This is a genomic window from Pseudomonas sp. Leaf15, from assembly GCF_001421425.1.
Taxonomy (GTDB): Bacteria; Pseudomonadota; Gammaproteobacteria; order Pseudomonadales; family Pseudomonadaceae; genus Aquipseudomonas; species Aquipseudomonas salomonii.
Genome location: NZ_LMKI01000013.1, coordinates 1 through 19271, shown reverse-complemented (window position 1 = coordinate 19271; position 19271 = coordinate 1). Strand labels below are relative to the sequence as shown.

The following is a 19271-nucleotide window of genomic DNA, read 5'->3' as shown; positions in this document are numbered from 1 at the left end:
TCAGTCCCTAATCAGAGTGGCTGGCCAGAGTGACCACACCGTCGGCACTCTCGTACCCCAACCAACTGGTCCAACCGAGACGACACACGTTGCGCTCGCCAATATGCAGCGGCCGCACTTCACCCTCGGCCAGTACCAGGCGCACGTCATACTCCAGTGGCGTGCGCAGCATCAGGCGAACCAGCGAGCACAACGGTTTGCAGGCGCTGCCAGCGGGTAGAAACGCGTGAAAGCGCGGCCAGCTCAAGCCCTCGACATGCACCCGGAACTTGCCGCTGCGATCGGCAACCTGGTGCCCGAGCAGCAGGTCTTCGCCAAGCACGTTGTTGGCCGCCCCGAGTTGATTGCGTTGCTGTTGCGCGATAACCACCGTGCGTTCAACCCATTGCTCTATGAACAAACGGCTGTGCTTGAAGTAATGACGCAGCACCGTTTCGATCAAGGTGGCCGAGTGCACTCGCAGGCTCAGCAGCCCCAGGTACGGCAACAATCGCTTGCAGTCCAATTGCGCCGCGTCGCGAATCTGGTGGCTACCCAGCCCGACCAGCGCGAACATCTGCGCGGAAAAAGCATCACTGGCGTCGGTGCGAAAACTCGCTCGGTAGCGATATTTGCGCCAGATCGGCAGCATCAACCTCTGCAGGCGATGGTGAAATACGTCAAGAAAGCCACGGCTCACGCTGCCACTCGCCTGCTCTTGATAAAACCCGGGCAATGGCGAACCAGCGCCAAACAGGCCGAGCACGTTAAGCCGCAGGCGAGCGCGTAACTGTCCGTGTTCGACAAAAAAAGCCACTCGGTCAATGTCGTGCCCAGGGAACCCCAGGCTAGGGTTGGCCTGGAACTCGAGCAGGTCATAGAGCGCGTCGTCATCCAGCGATGGATGGCTGTCGCGCAGGCGTTCGATCACCTGCAGCACCGCCTGGAACAACGAATATTCGCGAATTGTGCGTGTTAGAGCGGTCAAAGCAGGGCCTGCCGACCCATCCGGGGTGGCCATAGATACACGTCTCCTTGTGTGCTGGTGACCCGCAGTTCGTGATACGAATTGAGGCCGGCGTAGAGGGCAAAAAACTCATTGAGTGCCGAGGCGAAGACAAACAGGTCGCCCTGGCCGGCAAAGCCATTGGCGTCAATACTCAGGTCGACCTGCAGGCCGCGTATGGGCAGCCCACGGTGCATTCGGTCGACGGCGTGATGATGGATGGCCTTCAACGCATCCAGTCTTCGCTGGCTGACGTTGTGTGCCTGTCGATCGTGATAGCGCGGCAAGTCGTAGGTCTGGAGGATGACTTTCAAGGCACGGGTATCGGTCAATGAGAGGTAGTTGAGCGACATGTTGCTGATCAGCTTCCAAAGGAAGTCCTGGTCCAGAGGTGGAGCAAGGCTCGCCGTCGGCGCGCAGATATTGCGAAACGTCAGGAATTCCGGTGTCTGTTCGCAGGGCTGGTTGATCTCTCCCACTTGCAGCAGCTTTGGCAAGTTGTGGTTGGTACAGGTCAACTCAATCGAGAGGGTTTCCTGCTCCTGGCCTGGGCCAGTGCCAAAACTCAACCAGGTATCCAGTTCGGCACTTTGCACCGACGAGCGCTGACGAATGCTGTAGCTGGGCGTGCGCGTTGAAGTGGCATTGCCACTGCCATGCTCGAAGGATTCGAACGGCACATACGCCTGGTAGCCCAGCCCACCCGGGCGCCATCCGGTCACCTGGTCCACGGAAAAGACCGCGGCATTGCCCCGCGCTATACCACCCGGCAGCAGCAGGTACTCATCCTGCTTGCCATCCAGGCGAATGGGCACTGCGTCATGCTTGAACAGGTTGGCAATGGGCGTGCAATACAGCTTTACGTTGTCCAGAGTGGGACGGTACGTCGCATGCGCGTGGTGGCTTAACTTGAAACGCAGCTCTACACACCTGGCGCGCTTGAGCAGTTCATGGGGCAACGCCTGTAATGCATCCAGCCCCTGTACATCGACAAACAGATACTTGTCCGCAAACGCAAAATATTCCTGCAGGTGGCGATAACCGCAAAAAGTGTTCGCCGGATAGGGAATCAGTGCATGTTCCTCATCGAACCCCACCGGTTTTACCTGGTTTGCAGCAAGCCGAAGCGACAACGGCTGGCCCTCGCGATCACTGATCACCAGCCCTTCATGGTCAAAGAGCCGTAATTCGATGCCTTCCAGATGACGCAGCAGGCTCAGGTACAAGCCTTGGCTCACCTGTCGATCACCCGCCAGGTGCAAGCGCAATTGATCGAATGGCAACTGACTCAAATTGCCCTCCACGCTCATCTCCATGCGCAGGTTGAGGAGCGTTTGTGCGCCCTGGGCCACATATTCCAGGCGGCTCAGTTGCAACGCCAGCACCTGGGTGGCGTAGCAGGTACGAAAGCGGCAGCGCTCCCCATTGACCAGCACGCTCTCAACCGGCGTGTCCCGTTCTACGCTGACCGTGGTGCACGCATGTTTCAACGGGTCAAACTGCAAGATGCTGAAGGCCGGCAATGGCCGCATATAGTTGGGCCACAGCAGATGCATTAATGAATGAGTCAGCTCTGGAAGCTCGTCGGCAAGCTTCTGGCGCAAGCGCCCGGTCAGGAACGCAAAGCCTTCCAACAGACGTTCTACATCCGGGTCCTGGCCTGAATCCGCGAGAAAAGGTGCCAAGGCAGGATTACGCTCAGCAAAACGCCGCCCAAGTTGGCGCAAGGCACTGAGCTCACTTTGGTAAAAGTGGTTAAAGGACATCAGGCTGCACCTCAACCTGGCCACCACCGGCCAACTGCGCGTTAAAAACCACCGGTTGCACAACGCCGTCGATGAGCAGTGTTGCCTCAATTACAAACGCCAGGACCAAAGGGTTGCCGGTATCGGGCAAGCCCCTGACACGCACATTCGACAGACGTGGTTCGTATACCTGGATGAACCGTTCAATCGACAGCCGCGACTGGCTCAATGACTCATGCAGGCTCAAGCGCATGTCATTGAGGTCGGGCAGCCCGTAGTCCGGCAGCGTCAAGACACTGCCTGCACGTGTGCCGAGCATGTTCGCCAAGTGCGCGGCAATCGACGCTACACTGCCGGCCCTGGCGGGTGCCAGGCCTTCGAGACGCTCAAACAGGCTGCGATATTCGGGTATCCCCTGCCCCTTTCTCATTCTTTGTCGAGTTTGCCGACGAGGGACAGGGTGAAGTCCGCGCCCATGTACTTGAAGTGCGGCCGTACACTGAGGTTGACGCGGTACCAGCCCGGTTCGCCGTCGACATCACTGACCACGATGCGAGCAGCCCGCAATGGGCGTCGCCCACGCACTTCAGCGCTGGGGTTTTCCTGGTCGGCAACGTATTGGCGGATCCATTTGTTGAGTTCCAGTTCCAGGTCGGTACGCTCCTTCCATGAACCCAACTGCTCGCGCTGCAACACCTTGAGATAATGCGCCAGCCGGTTGACCACCATCATGTAGGGCAGCTGCGTTCCCAGGCGGTAGTTCAACTCAGCGTCCTTGCCCTCGGCGCTGTTACCGAAATACTTGGGTTTCTGTACCGAGCTGGCGGAAAAAAACGCCGCGTTATCACTGCCTTTGCGCATGGTCAGGGCAATAAAGCCTTCCTGCGCAAGCTCGTACTCGCGACGGTCAGAGACCAGCACTTCGGTCGGGATCTTGGTTTCAATTTCTCCCATGCTCTGGAAGTGATGCAGGGGCAGGTCTTCGACTGCGCCACCGCTTTGCGGGCCGATAATGTTCGGGCACCAGCGAAAGCGGGCAAAACTGTCCGTCAGCCGGGTGGCAAAGGCGAACGCGGTATTGCCCCACAAATAGTGTTCGTGGCTGTTGACCACGTTTTCCTGGTAGGCAAATGTCTTGACCGGGCACTCAAGGGGATCGTAAGGGGTACGCAACAGGAACCGCGGCACGGTCAGGCCAATGTAACGGGCGTCTTCGCTCTGACGAAAGCTTTGCCATTTGGCAAATTGAGGCCCCTCGAAATGATCCTTGAGGTCCTTCATGTCAGGCAAACCGGTAAAGCTTTCCAAACCGAAAAAGCTCGGCCCTGCGGCGGCAATAAACGGTGCATGGGCCATGCAGGCAACACTGGAAACGTATTGCATCAGCTTCACATCCGGCGCGCTTGGCCCAAGGAAGTAGTTGGCAATGATGGCACCCACGGGCTGGCCGCCGAACTGGCCATATTCGGCACTGTAGATATGCTTGTAGAGCCCGGACTGCGTGGTTTCCGGGGAGTCTTCGAAATCGTCCAGCAGGTCCTGTCGTGAGACGTTCAGCAGTTCGATCTTGATGTTCTCGCGAAAATTGGTGCGATCGACGAGCAGTTGCAACCCTCTCCAGGCAGCTTCCAGCGCCTGGAAATCCGGGTGATGAAGAATTTCATCCATTTGCTCGCTGAGCTTCAGGTCGATCTCGGCGATCATTCGATCGACCAGACGCTTCTTGACCGGCTCGCCGCTGTTGTGCGGTTTGACAAGCTCTTCGATAAACGCCGAGACACCGCGCTTGGCAATGCTGTAGGCCTCGTCATCCGCGCTCAGCAGTGTCTGGGCAATGATGGTATCGAGAATGCTGTGCTCGTCAGCCATTCGGGTGGGTAGCGCATGCTGTGGGATGGTCATGGCATCAGTGTCCTTTACTGAAAATGTCAGGCTGCGGGGTCACTCAACCCCAATTCGGCCAATACCCGGGCGCGGGAGTCGTCATCCGCCAGCGCCTGTTCGATCGCCTTGCGAAAGCTCGGCGTGTTACCCAACGGCCCCTTGAGGGCCATCAGCGCTTCACGCAGCGCCATGAGTTTTTGCAGCTCCGGGATCTGCTCGACCAGGTTCGCCGGGGTGAAATCCTTCATCGAGTTGACCCGCACCTGGATCGACAGCGCTTCGATATCGGGCTGTTCCTGCAGGCGATTAGGCACGCTCAGGGTCAACGCCAGTGCCTGTTTGGCCAGCACGTCATCAAAGGTGTGCTTGTCGATACCGATCGGCTTGCGGTCTTCGAGCTTGCGTGGGTCTTCGTGCTGGGCGAAGTCGCCCAGCACCAGCAACTTCAGCGGTAGCTCGACCTCTTCCTGGGCGCCCCCGACGGCGGGCTTGAAGGTGATGTTGATACGTTCCTTGGGTGCTACCGAACCTTCTTTGGCCACGGTAAATCTCCTTTTTTCGAGGGGGTTCAAAAGCCTATTCAAGTACCGCTTCAACATCGAAGTGGCAGAGCCTTCGGTGGGTCGTTTCCTTGCGCTCGCGTATGGCCTGGTTTTGCGGCAACAGCTCGCAACAGCGATACAAAAGCTGTGCAACCTGCAGTGCCAGTTCCGGCTCCCAACGATCCAGACCAGCGCGCTGAAGCTCGTGGTCCAGGCCTTCCAGCTGCACCTTCGCCAGCTCATGCTTGCCTGCCGATACGCACAACCGCGCCAGTGCCAGCCGCCAATGAAAACGCGCGCGCTCGCTGCGTGCGCTGTGCATGCCCTGCTTGAGCTCGTGTATTGCCTCCTTGAGCCCGTCCTTGCGCAACCTGGGCATGACCTCTTGCAAGGCCGCCTCCCAGGGTTCGGCGCTGGCATCCACCACCACGCCGGACGGCGCAGGCGGCTGCAAGTGCCGAGCGACCTGAAGCGTGATCCAGTCCCGGGTGGCGGTATCGGCAAACGGCGCACCCTCGTGAAACCTGAATTCGGGCAGGTCCGGCAGCCGTTGCAGTAACAACGCGAAGCTGACTTCGAGTTCGGTCATGGCCAGATCGGCCTGCAAGGCCTCAAGGCATTCCCAGACCATGCGCAAGCCGTCAAACCAGAACAACGCACCCGCCAGGCTGGCCTCAAGCTCAAGCAACAGTTCGCCGTAATGCCCTTGGGCAAAACGCTCCCGGTAGCGCTTGAGCTTGTCGGGCGTCGGGCCACGCAGCACCGTGAGCCGGTCGCTGTCAGCGTCGGGGTAGCTGTTGAGCGCCAGCCAGGTCAGTGCCCGATTAAGGCGCAAGGCGCGCAGGTCGGTCGCATCCTGGCGCAGCCACCAGTTGCATAAGTGCCGTCCATGCTCCTGCAACGTGCGCAGTGACTTGTGGGCCTCTTTTTCGCTGGCTATCGCAGGGTTGCCTGTTTTTTCCTGACCTGTTGCCGGCTCGGGGCTCAGCAACCGCGTCGCCGCCTGTTTGACCTGAGCAACCACACCCGCCGAAACGGCTTCTGGCAGTGCTGCTTGTGCGGCCTGCTCCAGCCGTTGCGTCAGCTGCCTGCGCAGCGGCAACAACAGCGGCGCCTCATCACTCAAGTGCGCAGACCAGAGCCGATCGAGGTGCGCCAGGTGCTCAAGCATGCAGCGAAATAGCGGCTGTTGATCCTTGAGCGAAACGCTGTGTGCAAACACCTGCTCCAGGCGCAGCGCCAACCAGCCCAGTGCGGCGCCACGGGTGCGCATTTTTTGCGGATAGACAACCGCCCAATGGTGCTCACACAAATGACGCATCAACCCCAGGCCCGCCAACAGCCCTGGAAAAGATTCGCGTTGGTACAGCGCCCAGGTCAACCAGGCCGCCACTCGCAGATCCTTGGTGTGCTGACGCAGCAGGCCTTCGCTGATCTGCATGACCGCCTGCCAGTCCGGCTGGGTGCTGACATGCATCGATTGCAGCTTGCCAAGCTCGGCCTCCAAAGCCTCATATTCACTTGAAAAGCGCATGTCTGCGCCTGCGAAGTTACCTGGCGAACAGGGCACTAAGGCAAGTTCAATATAATAACCACACAAAGTGCCTGAATAATCCATTTTGGGCCGCACACCATTTAAAACAATTAAATTCCGTGCACCTGAAGCACACTCAGGTGCAAAAATACACGACTATAAAAACCTCGCCACGCCCTCCACGAAGTTCGCAAACACTAGCCGGACAAATAACATCCAGCAAGTATCAAATCGGCACTTAAGGATTTTCCTACAAACCCCTAAATCATTGGTGTGCGCACCATTTTGCGCAGCAAAACCAGCACGCCACGCTCAATTAACCCTCTCCTCCAATAAGCACGCGAAAAAGCTAGCCGAGCAAATTAATGCACACTTCTGCGCAACCAATTTCATTTAAATCTGATTAAAACATCCGCCTCCTTAATGAAATCAAGTTCAATAACGAGCAAACCCCCTGCTTTTACTGGGCTTGTTAATTTCAGGCACGCTTCTTGTTATAGGAACTTGCCCAGCCGGCACAACTACGGCTGGGCACTACTTCAACCATCAGGCAAGGAAACCCGTCATGCCAACACCCGCATACCTCTCGATCACCGGTGTCAAACAAGGACTGATTACGGCAGGCACGTTCACCCAGGACTCGGTAGGCAACATTTACCAGGAGGGCCATGAAGACCAGATCCTGGTCCAGGCTTTTTCGCATCAGGTGATCATTCCCCGTGACCCGCAATCCGGTCAGCCGACCGGCCAGCGGGTTCACAAACCGCTGATGATCAGCAAGGTCTTCGATAAATCATCGCCCCTGCTGTTCAGCGCGCTGACCAGTGGCGAGGAAGTCAAATGCCAACTGCAATGGTTCCGTACCTCCTCGGCCGGCACCCAGGAGCACTATTTCACCATCGAGCTTGAGGGGGCGACCATCGTGGACATCCAGTCACGCATGCCCAACTGCCAGGCACCGGAAAACGCGCACTTCACGCATCTGGAAGACGTGCATTTCACCTATCGCAAGATCATCTGGACGCACGAAGTGGCGGGTACTTCCGGTTCGGACGACTGGCGTAGCCCGGTCGCCGGCTAACCCTGGATGACGCAGAAACGGCGGCCATGGACGGCACCGTTTCTGCGGGTCTGCTAGACCATTGACAGTGGATGCTTGCGCTTGGGTGCACCAAACACGCGATCAATCGCATCCAGATCGTGCTCGTCGAGCACCAGTTTCGCGGCGTTCGCGTTAAGCCTTACATGCTCGGGGCTCACCGCCTTGGGGATGGCAATCACACCGTCCTGACGCAGTACCCAGGCCAGGGCGATCTGTGCGGGTGTGGCCTCATGTCGATGGGCAATTTGCTTGAGGGTCGGGCTGGACAGCAGTTCGCCGCCCTGGGCAATTGGGCAGTACGCCATCAGTGGCAAATGGTGCTGTTGCCACCAGGGCAACAGGTCGAACTCGATACCCCGCTCTTCGATGTTGTAGAGCACCTGGTTGGTCGCACAGTTGGGAGATGCGAGTTCCTGCAGGTCGGCGACGTCGAAGTTGGAAACACCCCAGCGACCGATCTTGCCTGCCTCGCGCAGACGCTCAAACGCTTCGACGGTTTCCTCAAGCGGGTACTGGCCGCGCCAGTGCAGCAGGTACAGGTCGATATAGTCGGTGCCCAGCCGTTTGAGGCTGGCGTCACAGGCACGCGACACGCCCGTGTGGCTGGCATTGTGAGGGTAGATTTTACTCACCAGGAACACCTGCTCGCGCTTGCCGCGAATGGCCTCGCCCACCACCTCTTCGGCGCCGCCTTCGCCGTACATTTCAGCGGTGTCGATCAGGCTCATGCCTTCGTCGATACCCAATTGCAACGCGGTGACTTCGGCTTTGCGCAGGTCCGGGTTTTCACCCATGCGCCAGGTGCCTTGGCCGATGACAGGCACGGGAACACCGGACAGATCAATGGTGCGCATAACAACCTCCTGATGAGTTGGCGAATTAACAGTGTGGCACTGACCGGACAAAAGGGTTCAATCGAAGTAAGGTTAGCCTTTACCCAATCGCCAGGCAGGAACTGTAATGTTGTTTGTGGTCATGCTCGGGGGCAAGCACCCCAGGGCAAAAATCGAAGTTCACGATGTGGTGTTCGCAGTGGCGGACACGCTGCAAGCCACCTACTCGCAATTGCGCGATGGCTGGTTCGGCAGCCCCAAGGGTATGCACATCGACGCCTGGATGGCGGTCGATGGCGTAGACGGCTGGAAGGTCGAACTCAGCCAAATGGCGCCGCCTGCCGGTGCCCATCACCTGTACTTCATCAACCTGGGTGGTTATGAAGCCAAGGTGTTCGGCGAGGCCCACCATTACTTGCTGGTGGTGGCCCGCGACAAGCAGGAAGCCAAGCGCAAGGGCCAGCAGCAGCTATTGCAGCACTGGTCGCAGGCCCATACCGATGGCGTGATGGACATTGACGACTGCCTGCCTATCGATCTGGTGGACGGGCGCTATGTTCACCTGGTGCAAGGCGCACACCTGCCGGTCATCCAGCAGAACGACTACATCACCCTGCCCTGAGCCCTTAAGTGCAGGGCTCCAAGGTTTTGCCAAATAAACGATTACCGTGGGTTTCTCCCTGAAAGGTATAGGTCGGCGAGCCCAGCACCCCGTAACCATGTCGAGGGTAAAAACCCAACGCGCGTTCATTGCCGTCCCACACGGTCGCCCATAATAAAGACGCGGCGCCCAATGCCGCGCGCTGTTCCGCCGCCTGCAGCAACCGATAGCCAATGCCCTGCCCGGTAAATCGCTCCTGGATGTAGAGGCGCTGCAACTCGGCGGCATCCGGTGCTGTGATCATCGAATGAGTGGCATGGAGTTTGATCTGGGCGAAGCCAACAAGATGGCCATTCGACTCAGCCACCACCAGCGAGAGACCGGGTTGTGCCAGCAGTTGGGCGATGGTCTGCGGCGCAAAGGCTTGCAACGCCTCATTGGCAATCGAGGCGCGGATGCCTTGGGTGGCGTAGGTATCGAGAAACACCTGCATACCGAGCACGCCAATGCATAAGGCGTCCTCGGCAGTGGCCTCCCGAACAGTCATGGGTGGTGCGTTGAAAGCAGACATTGAGTCTCCATACCCAGGGGTGCAAGGATTAACGTTTTACCACGAATACAGGCGACAGTAATTGCCTCTGCCGAAGGGCCTGTGCGCCTGGTGCAGGGCTTCGATGACCTGCATAGTCAAGATGGGTAAGCTACAAACCGCACTAGCGCTTACCAACTACCGGATGCCCCACCGCCACCACTGGACCCCCCACCCCCGGACGAACTGCTGCTTGAACTGGAGCTTGAACCCGAGCTGCCGGAGCTTGAGCCGGAGCCGCCCCCTGAACCCGAGCCGCCATCGGAAATGCTCTGCAAAAACACAATAAACGCCACTACCGAAGCGGCGGGTATGGCGATGATCCAGCCTTGGTAGCCGTGCCCCAGCAGCAACCCGACGGCCACATAAACGGCAGCCACCGCCAGCACCCGCAGGAGGAAGAAGCGCGGGCTGTTCTTCCAGGATTGATGGATAACGAAAAACAACCCCACGTACATCCCCAGCACCAACGCACTGCCAAGCGGCCACACCAGCCAATGGACAAAGTTGACGGCCACGAAGTGGTCCACCACCAGCAGCCCGGCAACGTAGGCCAACACGCCAATCACGCAATAAAATACGGTGCGCGCCAGCCACAACGCGCCGAAAGTCGCGCCGCCAATCAGCAGGGTCAGGGGCAGTACCAGCAGGTACATCGGCCAATCGCGGCCGCCCCCATACAGCGTCAACAGCACCGTAACGGCCACGGTAGCGATTAACGCCCGGCGCCAGGGCAGCTTGCCGGCGGCGATCAGCACGCCGCCGACGCCTCCCAGGATAAACGCCAACAACACTGCGATAGCCTGCGGGTTGACCTCAGGCCCCACTGGTTCGGGCAGGTCGCCGCCGTCTACCAGCACGCCCAGGTCATCGACGGCCTGTTGAATCCCTCCCGCATAGTCGCCCTGGCGAAACGCCGGGGTGATGTGTTCTTCGATGATGCGGTGGGCCAGCAGGTCGGTGACCGTGCCTTCCAAACCGTACCCCACTTCGATACGTACTGTGTGGTCGTTCTTGGCCACCACCAGCAGGATGCCGTCATTGACGTCCTTGCGCCCCAGTTTCCAGGCACGGAACAGCTGGTTGGCAAAGTCCTCGATGGTAGCGCCGCCGGTAGTGGGCACCAACAGCACGGCAACCTGGGCGCCCTTGCGTTGTTCGAGGGCGGCGAGTTGAGCCTTCAAGCGCTCGATTGTGCCGTTATCCAGCGAATGGGTGAGGTCGATCACCCGCTGGTTGAGGGCGACCTTGATCGGCGAAGTATCCGCCTGGGCCATGCTCAACAGCCCCATCAACAGCAGGGACAGCAGGCTCAAGACGGATTGGCGCAAATACAGCCGCATGCTTTGTTACCTGAAGTTTCTTCGAGGAGGCGTCGACTTTACCTTATAGACGTATAACGCGTGACCCCACGCCCGCGACTATCTAAACTGCCCACAAATATAGCAATGCGCCATAGCAGAGAACCCCATGAACCTAAAGCACCGCAACAACGTCAGTGTGATGGGCAACGGCACGGCGACCTTGGTGTTCTCCCACGGTTTCGGCTGCAACCAGGCCATGTGGAATTATCTTGCGCCGCACTTTACCGAGCGTTTTCGCGTCGTGATGTATGACCTGGTGGGCGCCGGCCTGTCGGACCTCAGCGCCTTCGACAAGACCAAATATGCTGCGCTGGAGGGCTACGCCCGTGACTTGAACGAGATTATCGACGCGTTCACCAGCGGCCCTGTGATCCTGGTCAGCCATTCGGTCAGCGCGATGATCGCCACCCTTGCTGACCGCCTGGCACCAGACCGTATCGCCGCCCATGTGATGATCGGCCCTTCCCCGCGTTATATCGACGACGTGGGTTACGTCGGCGGTTTCAAGCGCAGCGATATCGATGACCTGCTCGACACCCTCGACAGCAACTACCTGGGCTGGTCCAGCACCATGGCCCCCGTGATCATGGGCGCTCCCGAGCAACCGGCGTTGAGTGCCGATCTGAGCGACAGCTTCTGCCGCACAGAACCGGACATCGCCAAGCAATTTGCGCGACTGACCTTTATGTCGGACAACCGTAAGGACGTGATCGGCCTGACCACGCCCGTGCTGATCCTGCAATCACGGGACGACGTGATTGCGCCAGTCGCAGTGGGCGAATACCTGCACAGCGTGCTGCCCAACAGCACCTATTGCCTGGTCGATAACGTCGGCCATTGCCCACATATGAGCGCGCCCCTGGCCTGCACGGCGGCGATGGACGACTTCCTGGCGCCGTGGGCCGTGGCCAATGTCGGCTGACCTGTTCGACAGCGCCGCCTGTGCGCTGGCCGTCACCACTGAGGACGGCACGATCCTGCGCGCCAACACGCTGTTCGGCGAATGGCTGGGGCTGCGCAGCGCCGAGCTGTGCGGGCGACGCTTCCAGGACTTGCTGACCATGGGCGGGCGAATATTCCACCAGACCCACCTGGCGCCGATGCTGCGCATGCGCGGCAGCGTGAGCGAAGTCAAACTCGACCTGGTGCACCACGACGGGCACAAAGTGACCGTACTGCTCAACGCCAACGCCCGTGAACAGGACGGCGCGTTGGTACACGACCTGGCACTGTTCGGCACTACCGACCGCGACAAGTACGAGCGCGAGCTGCTCAATGCACGCAAGCTTGCCGAAGCCCTGTTGCAGGAACGTACCAGCACCGAATTGGCGCTGAAACAGGCCCAGGCCGAACTGAGCGAAGCCTACGCCATTGCCCAGCGCCGCGCGTTGTTTTCCGAGCAGATGGTGGCGATCGTCAGCCATGACTTGAAAAACCCACTGACCGCCATCCGCATGGCCACGGACATGCTCGCGCGCAGCGAGCGCACGCCCAAGGAGCGCCAGTTACTGGGGCATATCGGCCAGTCCTCGGAGCGCGCCCAGCGAATGATTGCCGACCTGCTGGATTTCACCCAGGCCCGGGTCGGCCACGGGATCAGCATCAAAACCACGCCCCTGGACTTGCACAGCGTGATCCTGCACGCCGTGGATGAACTGCGCGTGGCCTTCCCCAAGGCCACGTTAAAGCACCAGGCCGAAGGTATGGGCGAGGCGTGCCTGGATGCCGACCGGGTGCAGCAGATCATTGGTAATCTGGTGGCCAACAGCGTGGCCTACGGCGACTTGTTGATGCCCATCACCATCACTTCACGCCTGGGCGAAGGTGGCTGCCAAGTGGCCGTGCATAACCACGGTGCCGCAATCCAGCAAACACTGCTGGCCGGGCTGTTCGAGCCCATGACCCGCGGCACCGACCAGGGCAGCGAGGTGCGCAGTGTGGGGCTGGGCCTGTATATCGTGCGTGAGCTGGCCAAGGCCCACGGTGGCGACGTGGTGGTGAGTTCCTGCGCCACCAGGGGCACGACCTTTACCGTGACGCTTTAGACCAGGTACGCCGTGCCCTGCATGACCGGCTCGACACGGCCGGTCAACACCACACCGCCCTGCCCGTCCCACTGCACAGTGACCGTGCCACCGTCGCACTGCACCTCAACCGTGGCGTCCAGCAACCCGCGCCGAATCCCATTGACCACCGCGCCGCAGCAGCAGGAGCCGGAACCGAGCGGCACGCCCCCGCCGCGCTCCCAGATCCGCAGGCGGATGTGGGAGCGGTCCAGCACCTGCACAAAATGCACATTGGTGTTGGCCGGGAACAGCGCATGGGTTTCCAGCGCCGGGCCCACGGCCGCCACGTCTATGGTGCTGATGTCGTCGACAAAATAGGTGCAATGCGGGTTGCCCATGCTGCAGGCGGCAGGCGCGCCATCGATGGGCAAGGTGCGGGTGTCCAGCGCTTCGGCCAGCGGCACCGCAGACCAGTCCAACGAGGGCGCGCCCATGTCCACCGACACTTGCTGCCCGGCGGCCCGCACACAGGTCAGCAAGCCTCGATCGGTGCGCAGTACGAGGGTGTCGCGGCCGGTTTCATGCATCAAGCGGTCGGCCACGCCGCGGGTGGCGCTGCCGCAGGTTTGCAGCGGCGTACCGTTGGGGTTCCAGAACTTGATGCGGGCCAGGGCATCTTCGCAGTCGAGCACCACGGCCAGTTGGTTGAAGCCAATACCGGTGTGGCGGTTGCCCAGGCGCCGAGCGACCTGCGCAGTGATCGGGTCATCCTGGCCACGGCGGTCGATGATGATGAAATCGTCGCCATGGGCATGCATCTTCACAAAGGGCAAGGTCATGGGCGGTCCTCGGTCGAGATCAGCCTGCAAGCATACGGGAGTTTCATCCAGGCCGTTTCAGCCGCGTGCTAGCGTTGGCGCATCCTTGCCCAACAGAACCGCTCATGAACAAAACGACTTTTGCCTTTACCTTGCTGCTGGCCGCGTCGCCCGCGGTGACGATGGCTGCAAGCCTCTGCCAGCCTGCGGCTGCAAACCCTGCAGCCAACGCCTTGTTGGCCGCCGCCCAACGGCATTTGGCAGACCGGCCAGCGCCGTTGCCGCATGTGCACACTGAAGGCACCATGCCAAACCACGGCATTCGCGAGCAAAGCATAGTTGCCGAAAAGGACTGGCCGCTGATGCGCCAGGCGGCGCTGGCCTGGCGCATCAGCGGTGACCCGCGTTACCTCAAGCAAGTCGATGACTACCTCGCAGCGTGGGCGGATGTCTACCAGCCGAACTTCAACCCCATCGACGAAACCAACCTCGATATGCTGATCACGGCCTATGCGCTGACCGCCGACCATTTGCGCCTGGAAACCCGCGCCGCCAGCCGCCGTTTGATCAGCAGCCTGGGCGACGGCTACATCGCGCATATCGAGCAATTCCACGGGCAGAAAAAAGGCACCCAGACCAATAACTGGCAGAGTCACCGCGTCAAGTTGGTGACCCTGGCCGCCGCCGCACTCGACGACCGAGCCATGCTTGAGCAGGCTCATCAGCTGTTTAAACAGCAAGTCGCCGATAACATCCTGCCCGACGGCTCGGTCACCGACTTCCAGGACCGTGACGCCCTGCATTACGTGGTCTACGACCTTGAACCGCTGGTGCAAGCCGCACTGGCGGCCAAGCCCTACGGCGGCGACTGGCTCAACCTCAAGAGCAATGGCGCGTCGCTGGGCGCCGCCCTGGATTGGCTGGTGCCCTATGCCAACGGGCAACGCAGCCATCAGGAGTTCGTGCACACCCACGTTCAGTTCGACAAAGACCGCGCCAGGGTGGGCGAAGCCGGCTACAGCGGCACCTGGGATGCCAAAAGCAGCGCGACGTTGTTCTGGCTGGCGGCGCAACTGGATAAACGCTACCTGCCCGTAGCCACGCAATTGGCCGCCCGCCCCGCCGACTGGATCAGCGCCTGCTATTTGAAGTAAGCAACGCTAGACTGGCCAGGCGCCCTACTCAAAGGATTGACCATGCTTATTGTATTCAGCGGCCTGCCCGGCACCGGCAAGACCACGATTGCCAGCGAACTGGCACGTCGGATAAACGCGGTTTACCTGCGCATTGATGTGATTGAGCAGGCGCTTCGGGATGCAAACGTACTGACGGGTGATGTGGGCGCCAGCGGTTATGGCGTGGCGAATGCGCTGGCGTTGAGTAACCTGCGCCTGGGGCAGACGGTGATTGCCGACTGTGTAAACCCGGTGAAGGAGAGCCGGGAGGCGTGGCAGGCCGTGGCGGCGACAGCGGGTTTCGAGCTGCTTGATATTGAAGTGGTTTGCTCTGACCTGCGGGAACATCGGCGCCGTGTGGAAAGCCGCACCGGTGATGTTGCCGGGTTGGTGCCGCCTTCCTGGCAATCCGTTTCAGTCCATGAATATGAAGCGTGGGCTGAAACGCCACTGACTGTCGACACTGCAGGTGCGACAGCTGCCGAGGCCGTCGACGTGATCCTGGCGCACATCAACCCTGTGGCGAGCAAGCTTGATGTGGCGAGCAGGCTTGCCCTGCGCTGGGCTGCGAAGCGGCCCTGACACAGTCACCGCGCTTTCTCAGATACACATAAGCGTCTGGTTTTGGGGCTGCTTCGCAGCCCAGCGCAGGGCAAGCCTGCTCGCCACAACAAGCCCGTCTGCCACAGTGAGTTTTTAGAGCACCGCCCCCATCGCCTTCACCAACACCGGGTCACGCCCATAAATATCCGGCGAGTACACCAACCCGCCCTGGCGATCGACTTCCACTGTCCAGTAGCCCAACAGCACTGGCACCGGCGTGGCCAGCCTGAATTCATGGGTTGTGCCGGTGGCGAGCAATTCTTCGGTGCGTGTGCGTTCGGCCGGGGTTACCAGCAGGTCGCGCAGCATCATCGGTTGCTCAACCCGCACACAGCCTGAACTGAAGGCCCGTGGGCCCTTGGTAAACAGCGGCTGGCTCGGCGTGTCGTGCAGGTAAACGGAATAGGGGTTGGGAAAACGCATCACGATACGGCCCAGGGGGTTGCGCGGGCCGGCTTCCTGGCGCAGCAGAATGTTGCCGGGGTGCGACCAATCCACCTGGTCGGCCGTCAATGGGCGGCCCTGGGCGTCGAGCACTTGCAGGTTCTGCTGGCGCAGGTATTCGGGGTTGAGGCGGATGGCCGGGAGTTTGTCCTCACGCATGATGGTCGGCGGAATGGTCCACGTGGGGTTGAGGGTCAGCCGGGTAATGCGCGACTTGAGCAGTGGCGTCTGGCGCTCGGCACGCCCGACTTGCAGGCGGGTTTGCCACACCGGGATGCCGCTCTGGTAGACGCTCAGTTGCGCGCCCGCGACATTGACCACCACGCCTTCGGGCTCCAGGTCCTGGGCCAGCCAGCGGAAGCGTTCGAGGTTGATGCGCAACTGGTCGCGGCGCATCGCCGGGCTGATATTGAGTTCGGCCACGGTGCCCGTGCCTATCACACCGTCAGCCTGCAACGAGTGGCCGAGCTGGAAGGCCTTGACCGCCTTGACCAAGTCATCGCGGTACTGTCGGCTGTTGCCCGTCGGTGCCTGGGCCAGGTAACCACCGCTGTACAAGCGCCGCGCCAGTTCGGGCACGCGCGGGTCCTCCATGCCTGGCTTGAGCAGCGGCCCGGTGGCGACCGGGTCCCAATGGGGCAACGGCTGCAGGCGCACAGTGGCATAGGTATTGCGCAAACTGCGGTACAGATCGGCGCTGGGGCGCGCCTGGTCAAAGGCTTGGGCCATGTCTTGCAGGCCGATGGCGGCGAAGGCCAGCACTTGAATATTGGGGTCGAGGGTGGGTGGCTGGGAATGCCACAGCGGCTCGAAACGCGATTGTTGCAGGCGCCCGTAATGCAAATCCTGCAGGGCTTGCAGGTACTGCCGGCTGCTGCCGATATCGCTGCACAGCATGTTACCCGTGGCCTCCACGATAGGCAGGCTATAGTGGGAGGGCTCCAGGCCATCATCGGCCAGCATCAACAACTGAGATTGCAGTGCGTGGCGGCGCTCATCGGACCACAGCGTCACATTGCCCTGTTGCTGGTAGAGCGCCTGCAAGCGCGCTTGGGCCGTGGCGTCTATCTGCGCGGCAAGGTCGGGGCAGACGCTGGGCAGTTGAGAAAGGGCCAGCTGCACCGGGCTGGTCGAAACCACCGGTACGGCGTCCACCGGCAGCTCATCAGCTGTCGCGACCAATGGTGCAACGAGCAGGCAAATGCTCAAGTAACATGCGTGTTTTTTGAACAATTGACTCAACTCCAATCCACAGCGGGGGGGATGTACTGTACATGCTGACTTTAATATGCCGCGCCGGCCTGATCGCCGTGGCCCTGGCTTCGCTGAGCAATGTTACGCTCGCCGCCACTGCCAACCCTCCTACTTTGTATAGCAGCCTGGCGCGCTCGGCTCCAGAACTCAATCCCACTGTACTGAAAAGCGCCCTGAGCGCGGTGCAATGCGCGGTCAATAACGGCGAAGAGCGCTCGGATCGCCTGGCCGTCATTGACTACTCCCAGCCCTCGACCGCCCGTCGGCTGTGGATCTTCGACCTGCGCAAAAAGACCCTGGTACTGCGCGACCTGGTGGCCCATGGTGCCAAATCCGGGGAAAACTTCGCCACGCAATTTTCCAATCGAGAAGGCAGCCACCAATCCAGCCTGGGTTTGTTCCGCACCCAGGAGAGTTACCTGGGCACCCACGGCTACTCGTTGCGCATGGACGGCCTGGAGCCGGGCTTCAATGACCAGGCCCGCGACCGCGCGCTGGTGATTCATGCGGCCGACTACGTCAACCCGGCCTGGAGCAGGCGTGAAGGCCGTATCGGCCGCAGCCAGGGCTGCCCGGCCGTGCGCCCGCAAGTGGCGCGCCAGGTGGTAGACAAACTCAAGGATGGGCAGTTCATGTTCTCCTGGTACCCGGACCAGCGCTGGCTGAAGTCTTCGACGTACTTGAACTGCAAGCCCCAACAAGTGGCGAGTAGTCGTACAATCCGTGGTGGTTAGCCTGTCCCCACAGATAAAAGAGAGCGTCGCATGCTTCTACACACATCCACCTGGATCGAGATCGGGCAGTTTCTGGAGCGCAGCCGCACGGTGGTGATCCCCATCGGCTCCAACGAACAACACGGCCCCACCGGCCTGCTGGGCACTGACTGGATGTGCCCGGAAATCATCGCCCATGAGGCGCAGAAGAACGCCGACATTCTGATCGGCCCGACCTTCAATATCGGCATGGCCCAGCACCACTTGGGCTTTCCCGGCACCATTTCGTTGCGCCCTTCCACCTTTATCGCCGCGATTGGCGACTGGGTGCGTTCGCTGGCCGGGCATGGTTTCGAGAAAATCCTGTTCTTGAATGGTCACGGCGGCAATATCGCCACCATCGAAGCGGCCTTTTCCGAGCTGTACGCCGAAGCCAGCTACGCTCGCCGCCCGGCCGGGTTTGCGCTCAAGCTGGTGAACTGGTGGGACCTGGAAGGCGTCAATGAGCTGGCTCACCGCCAATTCCCGGTGGGCCACGGCAGCCACGCCACGCCGTCGGAGATTGCGGTGACGCAGTGGGCGTATCCGGAGTCGATCAAGTCGGCTGAGTATTCGCCGCAAATCGCCAACACCGGGCCGATCCGCGAAGCGCTGGATTTTCGCGCGCGTTTCCCGGATGGGCGCATGGGTTCGGACCCGGCGCTGGCGACGGTGGAAAAAGGCGGTGAGTTGGTAGCGTTGGCGGCCAAGGGGTTGGTCAATACCGTGAACGCCTTCAGCAACGAAGCCAAACCTTAAGCCGAACACACAGCACAATGTGGGAGCGGGCTTGCTCGCGAAAGCGGAGTATCAGTCGACATAGTTGCTGACTGATCTACCGCTTTCGCGAGCAAGCCCGCTTGTGTCTTGATCTGGGAATAAACTCTGTGGTGAGAGGGGTGGATGGCAAGCTGTGAGTCCGCGGTGCTAGAAGCACGAGGCTTTCGCGAGCAAGCCCGCTTGTGTCTTGATCTGGGAATAAACTCTGTGGTGAGAGGGGTGGATGGCAAGCTGTGAGTCCGCGGTGCTAGAAGCACGAG

19 protein-coding genes are annotated in these 19271 nt (G+C 60.4%); 8 read left to right on the top strand and 11 right to left on the bottom strand.

Annotated features, from left to right (window positions below; all coding sequences use genetic code 11):
* Positions 1-7 precede the first annotated feature (7 nt).
* The 6 genes from tssG to tssA are packed head-to-tail and all read right to left on the bottom strand — an operon-like array spanning position 8 to position 6774.
* Complete coding sequence (gene tssG, locus ASE80_RS12800) at positions 8-1000, bottom strand: type VI secretion system baseplate subunit TssG (protein WP_056859228.1); 993 nt, start codon at positions 998-1000, stop codon at positions 8-10.
* The gene (gene tssF, locus ASE80_RS12795; RefSeq protein ID WP_056859227.1) at positions 964-2751 is read right to left on the bottom strand and encodes a type VI secretion system baseplate subunit TssF; all 1788 of its coding nucleotides are present in this window, start codon (positions 2749-2751) and stop codon (positions 964-966) included. The genes tssG and tssF overlap by 37 nt, the downstream gene beginning before the upstream one ends.
* Positions 2741-3142: a type VI secretion system baseplate subunit TssE gene (gene tssE, locus ASE80_RS12790; protein WP_111452867.1), complete on the bottom strand. Its 402-nt coding sequence runs from the start codon at positions 3140-3142 to the stop codon at positions 2741-2743. Before tssE ends, tssF begins: the two co-directional genes overlap by 11 nt.
* Positions 3143-3156: 14 nt before the next feature.
* The gene (gene tssC / locus ASE80_RS12785; protein WP_056859225.1) at positions 3157-4632 is read right to left on the bottom strand and encodes a type VI secretion system contractile sheath large subunit; all 1476 of its coding nucleotides are present in this window, start codon (positions 4630-4632) and stop codon (positions 3157-3159) included.
* A 26-nt stretch (positions 4633-4658) separates the two neighbouring features.
* Positions 4659-5156, bottom strand: a complete 498-nt coding sequence (gene tssB, locus ASE80_RS12780; RefSeq protein WP_056859224.1) for a type VI secretion system contractile sheath small subunit — start codon at positions 5154-5156, stop codon at positions 4659-4661.
* A gap of 34 nt (positions 5157-5190) precedes the next feature.
* Complete coding sequence (tssA, locus tag ASE80_RS12775) at positions 5191-6774, bottom strand: type VI secretion system protein TssA (RefSeq protein WP_082463607.1); 1584 nt, start codon at positions 6772-6774, stop codon at positions 5191-5193.
* 481 nt (positions 6775-7255) lie between these two features.
* On the opposite strand from tssA, the gene ASE80_RS12770 reads away from it, so the two are divergent.
* Positions 7256-7771, top strand: coding sequence for an Hcp family type VI secretion system effector (locus ASE80_RS12770; RefSeq protein WP_017136833.1), 516 nt, complete (start codon positions 7256-7258; stop codon positions 7769-7771).
* A 53-nt stretch (positions 7772-7824) separates the two neighbouring features.
* Here ASE80_RS12770 and ASE80_RS12765 read toward each other — a convergent pair whose 3' ends face one another.
* Complete coding sequence (locus tag ASE80_RS12765) at positions 7825-8646, bottom strand: aldo/keto reductase (RefSeq protein ID WP_056859222.1); 822 nt, start codon at positions 8644-8646, stop codon at positions 7825-7827.
* 106 nt (positions 8647-8752) lie between these two features.
* Here ASE80_RS12765 and ASE80_RS12760 point away from each other — a divergent pair, with 106 nt between their 5' ends.
* Entirely contained in the window at positions 8753-9247 is a 495-nt protein-coding gene (locus ASE80_RS12760) for a DUF1543 domain-containing protein (RefSeq protein WP_056859221.1), read from the top strand.
* A gap of 4 nt (positions 9248-9251) precedes the next feature.
* On the opposite strand, the gene ASE80_RS12755 is transcribed toward ASE80_RS12760, so the two are convergent.
* On the bottom strand, positions 9252-9797 hold the full coding sequence (locus tag ASE80_RS12755) for a GNAT family N-acetyltransferase (RefSeq protein WP_056859220.1): 546 nt from the start codon (positions 9795-9797) through the stop codon (positions 9252-9254).
* Positions 9798-9946: 149 nt separating this feature from the next.
* Positions 9947-11158: a TPM domain-containing protein gene (locus tag ASE80_RS12750; protein WP_056859219.1), complete on the bottom strand. Its 1212-nt coding sequence runs from the start codon at positions 11156-11158 to the stop codon at positions 9947-9949.
* Between the two features lie 127 nt (positions 11159-11285).
* Between ASE80_RS12750 and ASE80_RS12745 the strand changes: the two genes are divergently transcribed.
* The gene (locus tag ASE80_RS12745) at positions 11286-12101 is read left to right on the top strand and encodes an alpha/beta fold hydrolase (protein ID WP_056859218.1); all 816 of its coding nucleotides are present in this window, start codon (positions 11286-11288) and stop codon (positions 12099-12101) included.
* Positions 12091-13224 carry a PAS domain-containing sensor histidine kinase gene (locus ASE80_RS12740; protein ID WP_056859217.1) on the top strand — a complete coding sequence of 378 codons (1134 nt, stop codon included), beginning with the start codon at positions 12091-12093 and terminating at the stop codon, positions 13222-13224. Before ASE80_RS12745 ends, ASE80_RS12740 begins: the two co-directional genes overlap by 11 nt.
* On the opposite strand, the gene dapF is transcribed toward ASE80_RS12740, so the two are convergent.
* On the bottom strand, positions 13221-14024 hold the full coding sequence (gene dapF / locus ASE80_RS12735) for a diaminopimelate epimerase (protein WP_056859216.1): 804 nt from the start codon (positions 14022-14024) through the stop codon (positions 13221-13223). The two genes, ASE80_RS12740 and dapF, sit on opposite strands and share 4 nt — an antisense overlap.
* 104 nt (positions 14025-14128) lie before the next feature.
* Here dapF and ASE80_RS12730 point away from each other — a divergent pair, with 104 nt between their 5' ends.
* A complete protein-coding gene (locus ASE80_RS12730; protein WP_056859215.1) occupies positions 14129-15157 on the top strand; it encodes an alginate lyase family protein in 1029 nt (342 codons plus the stop codon).
* 42 nt (positions 15158-15199) lie between these two features.
* Complete coding sequence (locus tag ASE80_RS12725; RefSeq protein ID WP_056859214.1) at positions 15200-15760, top strand: AAA family ATPase; 561 nt, start codon at positions 15200-15202, stop codon at positions 15758-15760.
* 114 nt (positions 15761-15874) lie between these two features.
* Here ASE80_RS12725 and ASE80_RS12720 read toward each other — a convergent pair whose 3' ends face one another.
* Positions 15875-17458 carry a L,D-transpeptidase family protein gene (locus ASE80_RS12720; protein WP_056859213.1) on the bottom strand — a complete coding sequence of 528 codons (1584 nt, stop codon included), beginning with the start codon at positions 17456-17458 and terminating at the stop codon, positions 15875-15877.
* A 41-nt stretch (positions 17459-17499) separates the two neighbouring features.
* Between ASE80_RS12720 and ASE80_RS12715 the strand changes: the two genes are divergently transcribed.
* Positions 17500-18213 (top strand): murein L,D-transpeptidase catalytic domain family protein, encoded by a 714-nt coding sequence (locus ASE80_RS12715; RefSeq protein WP_056859212.1) that lies wholly within the window; start codon positions 17500-17502, stop codon positions 18211-18213.
* 30 nt (positions 18214-18243) lie between these two features.
* On the top strand, positions 18244-18990 hold the full coding sequence (locus tag ASE80_RS12710; protein WP_056859211.1) for a creatininase family protein: 747 nt from the start codon (positions 18244-18246) through the stop codon (positions 18988-18990).
* Positions 18991-19271: the final 281 nt, after the last annotated feature.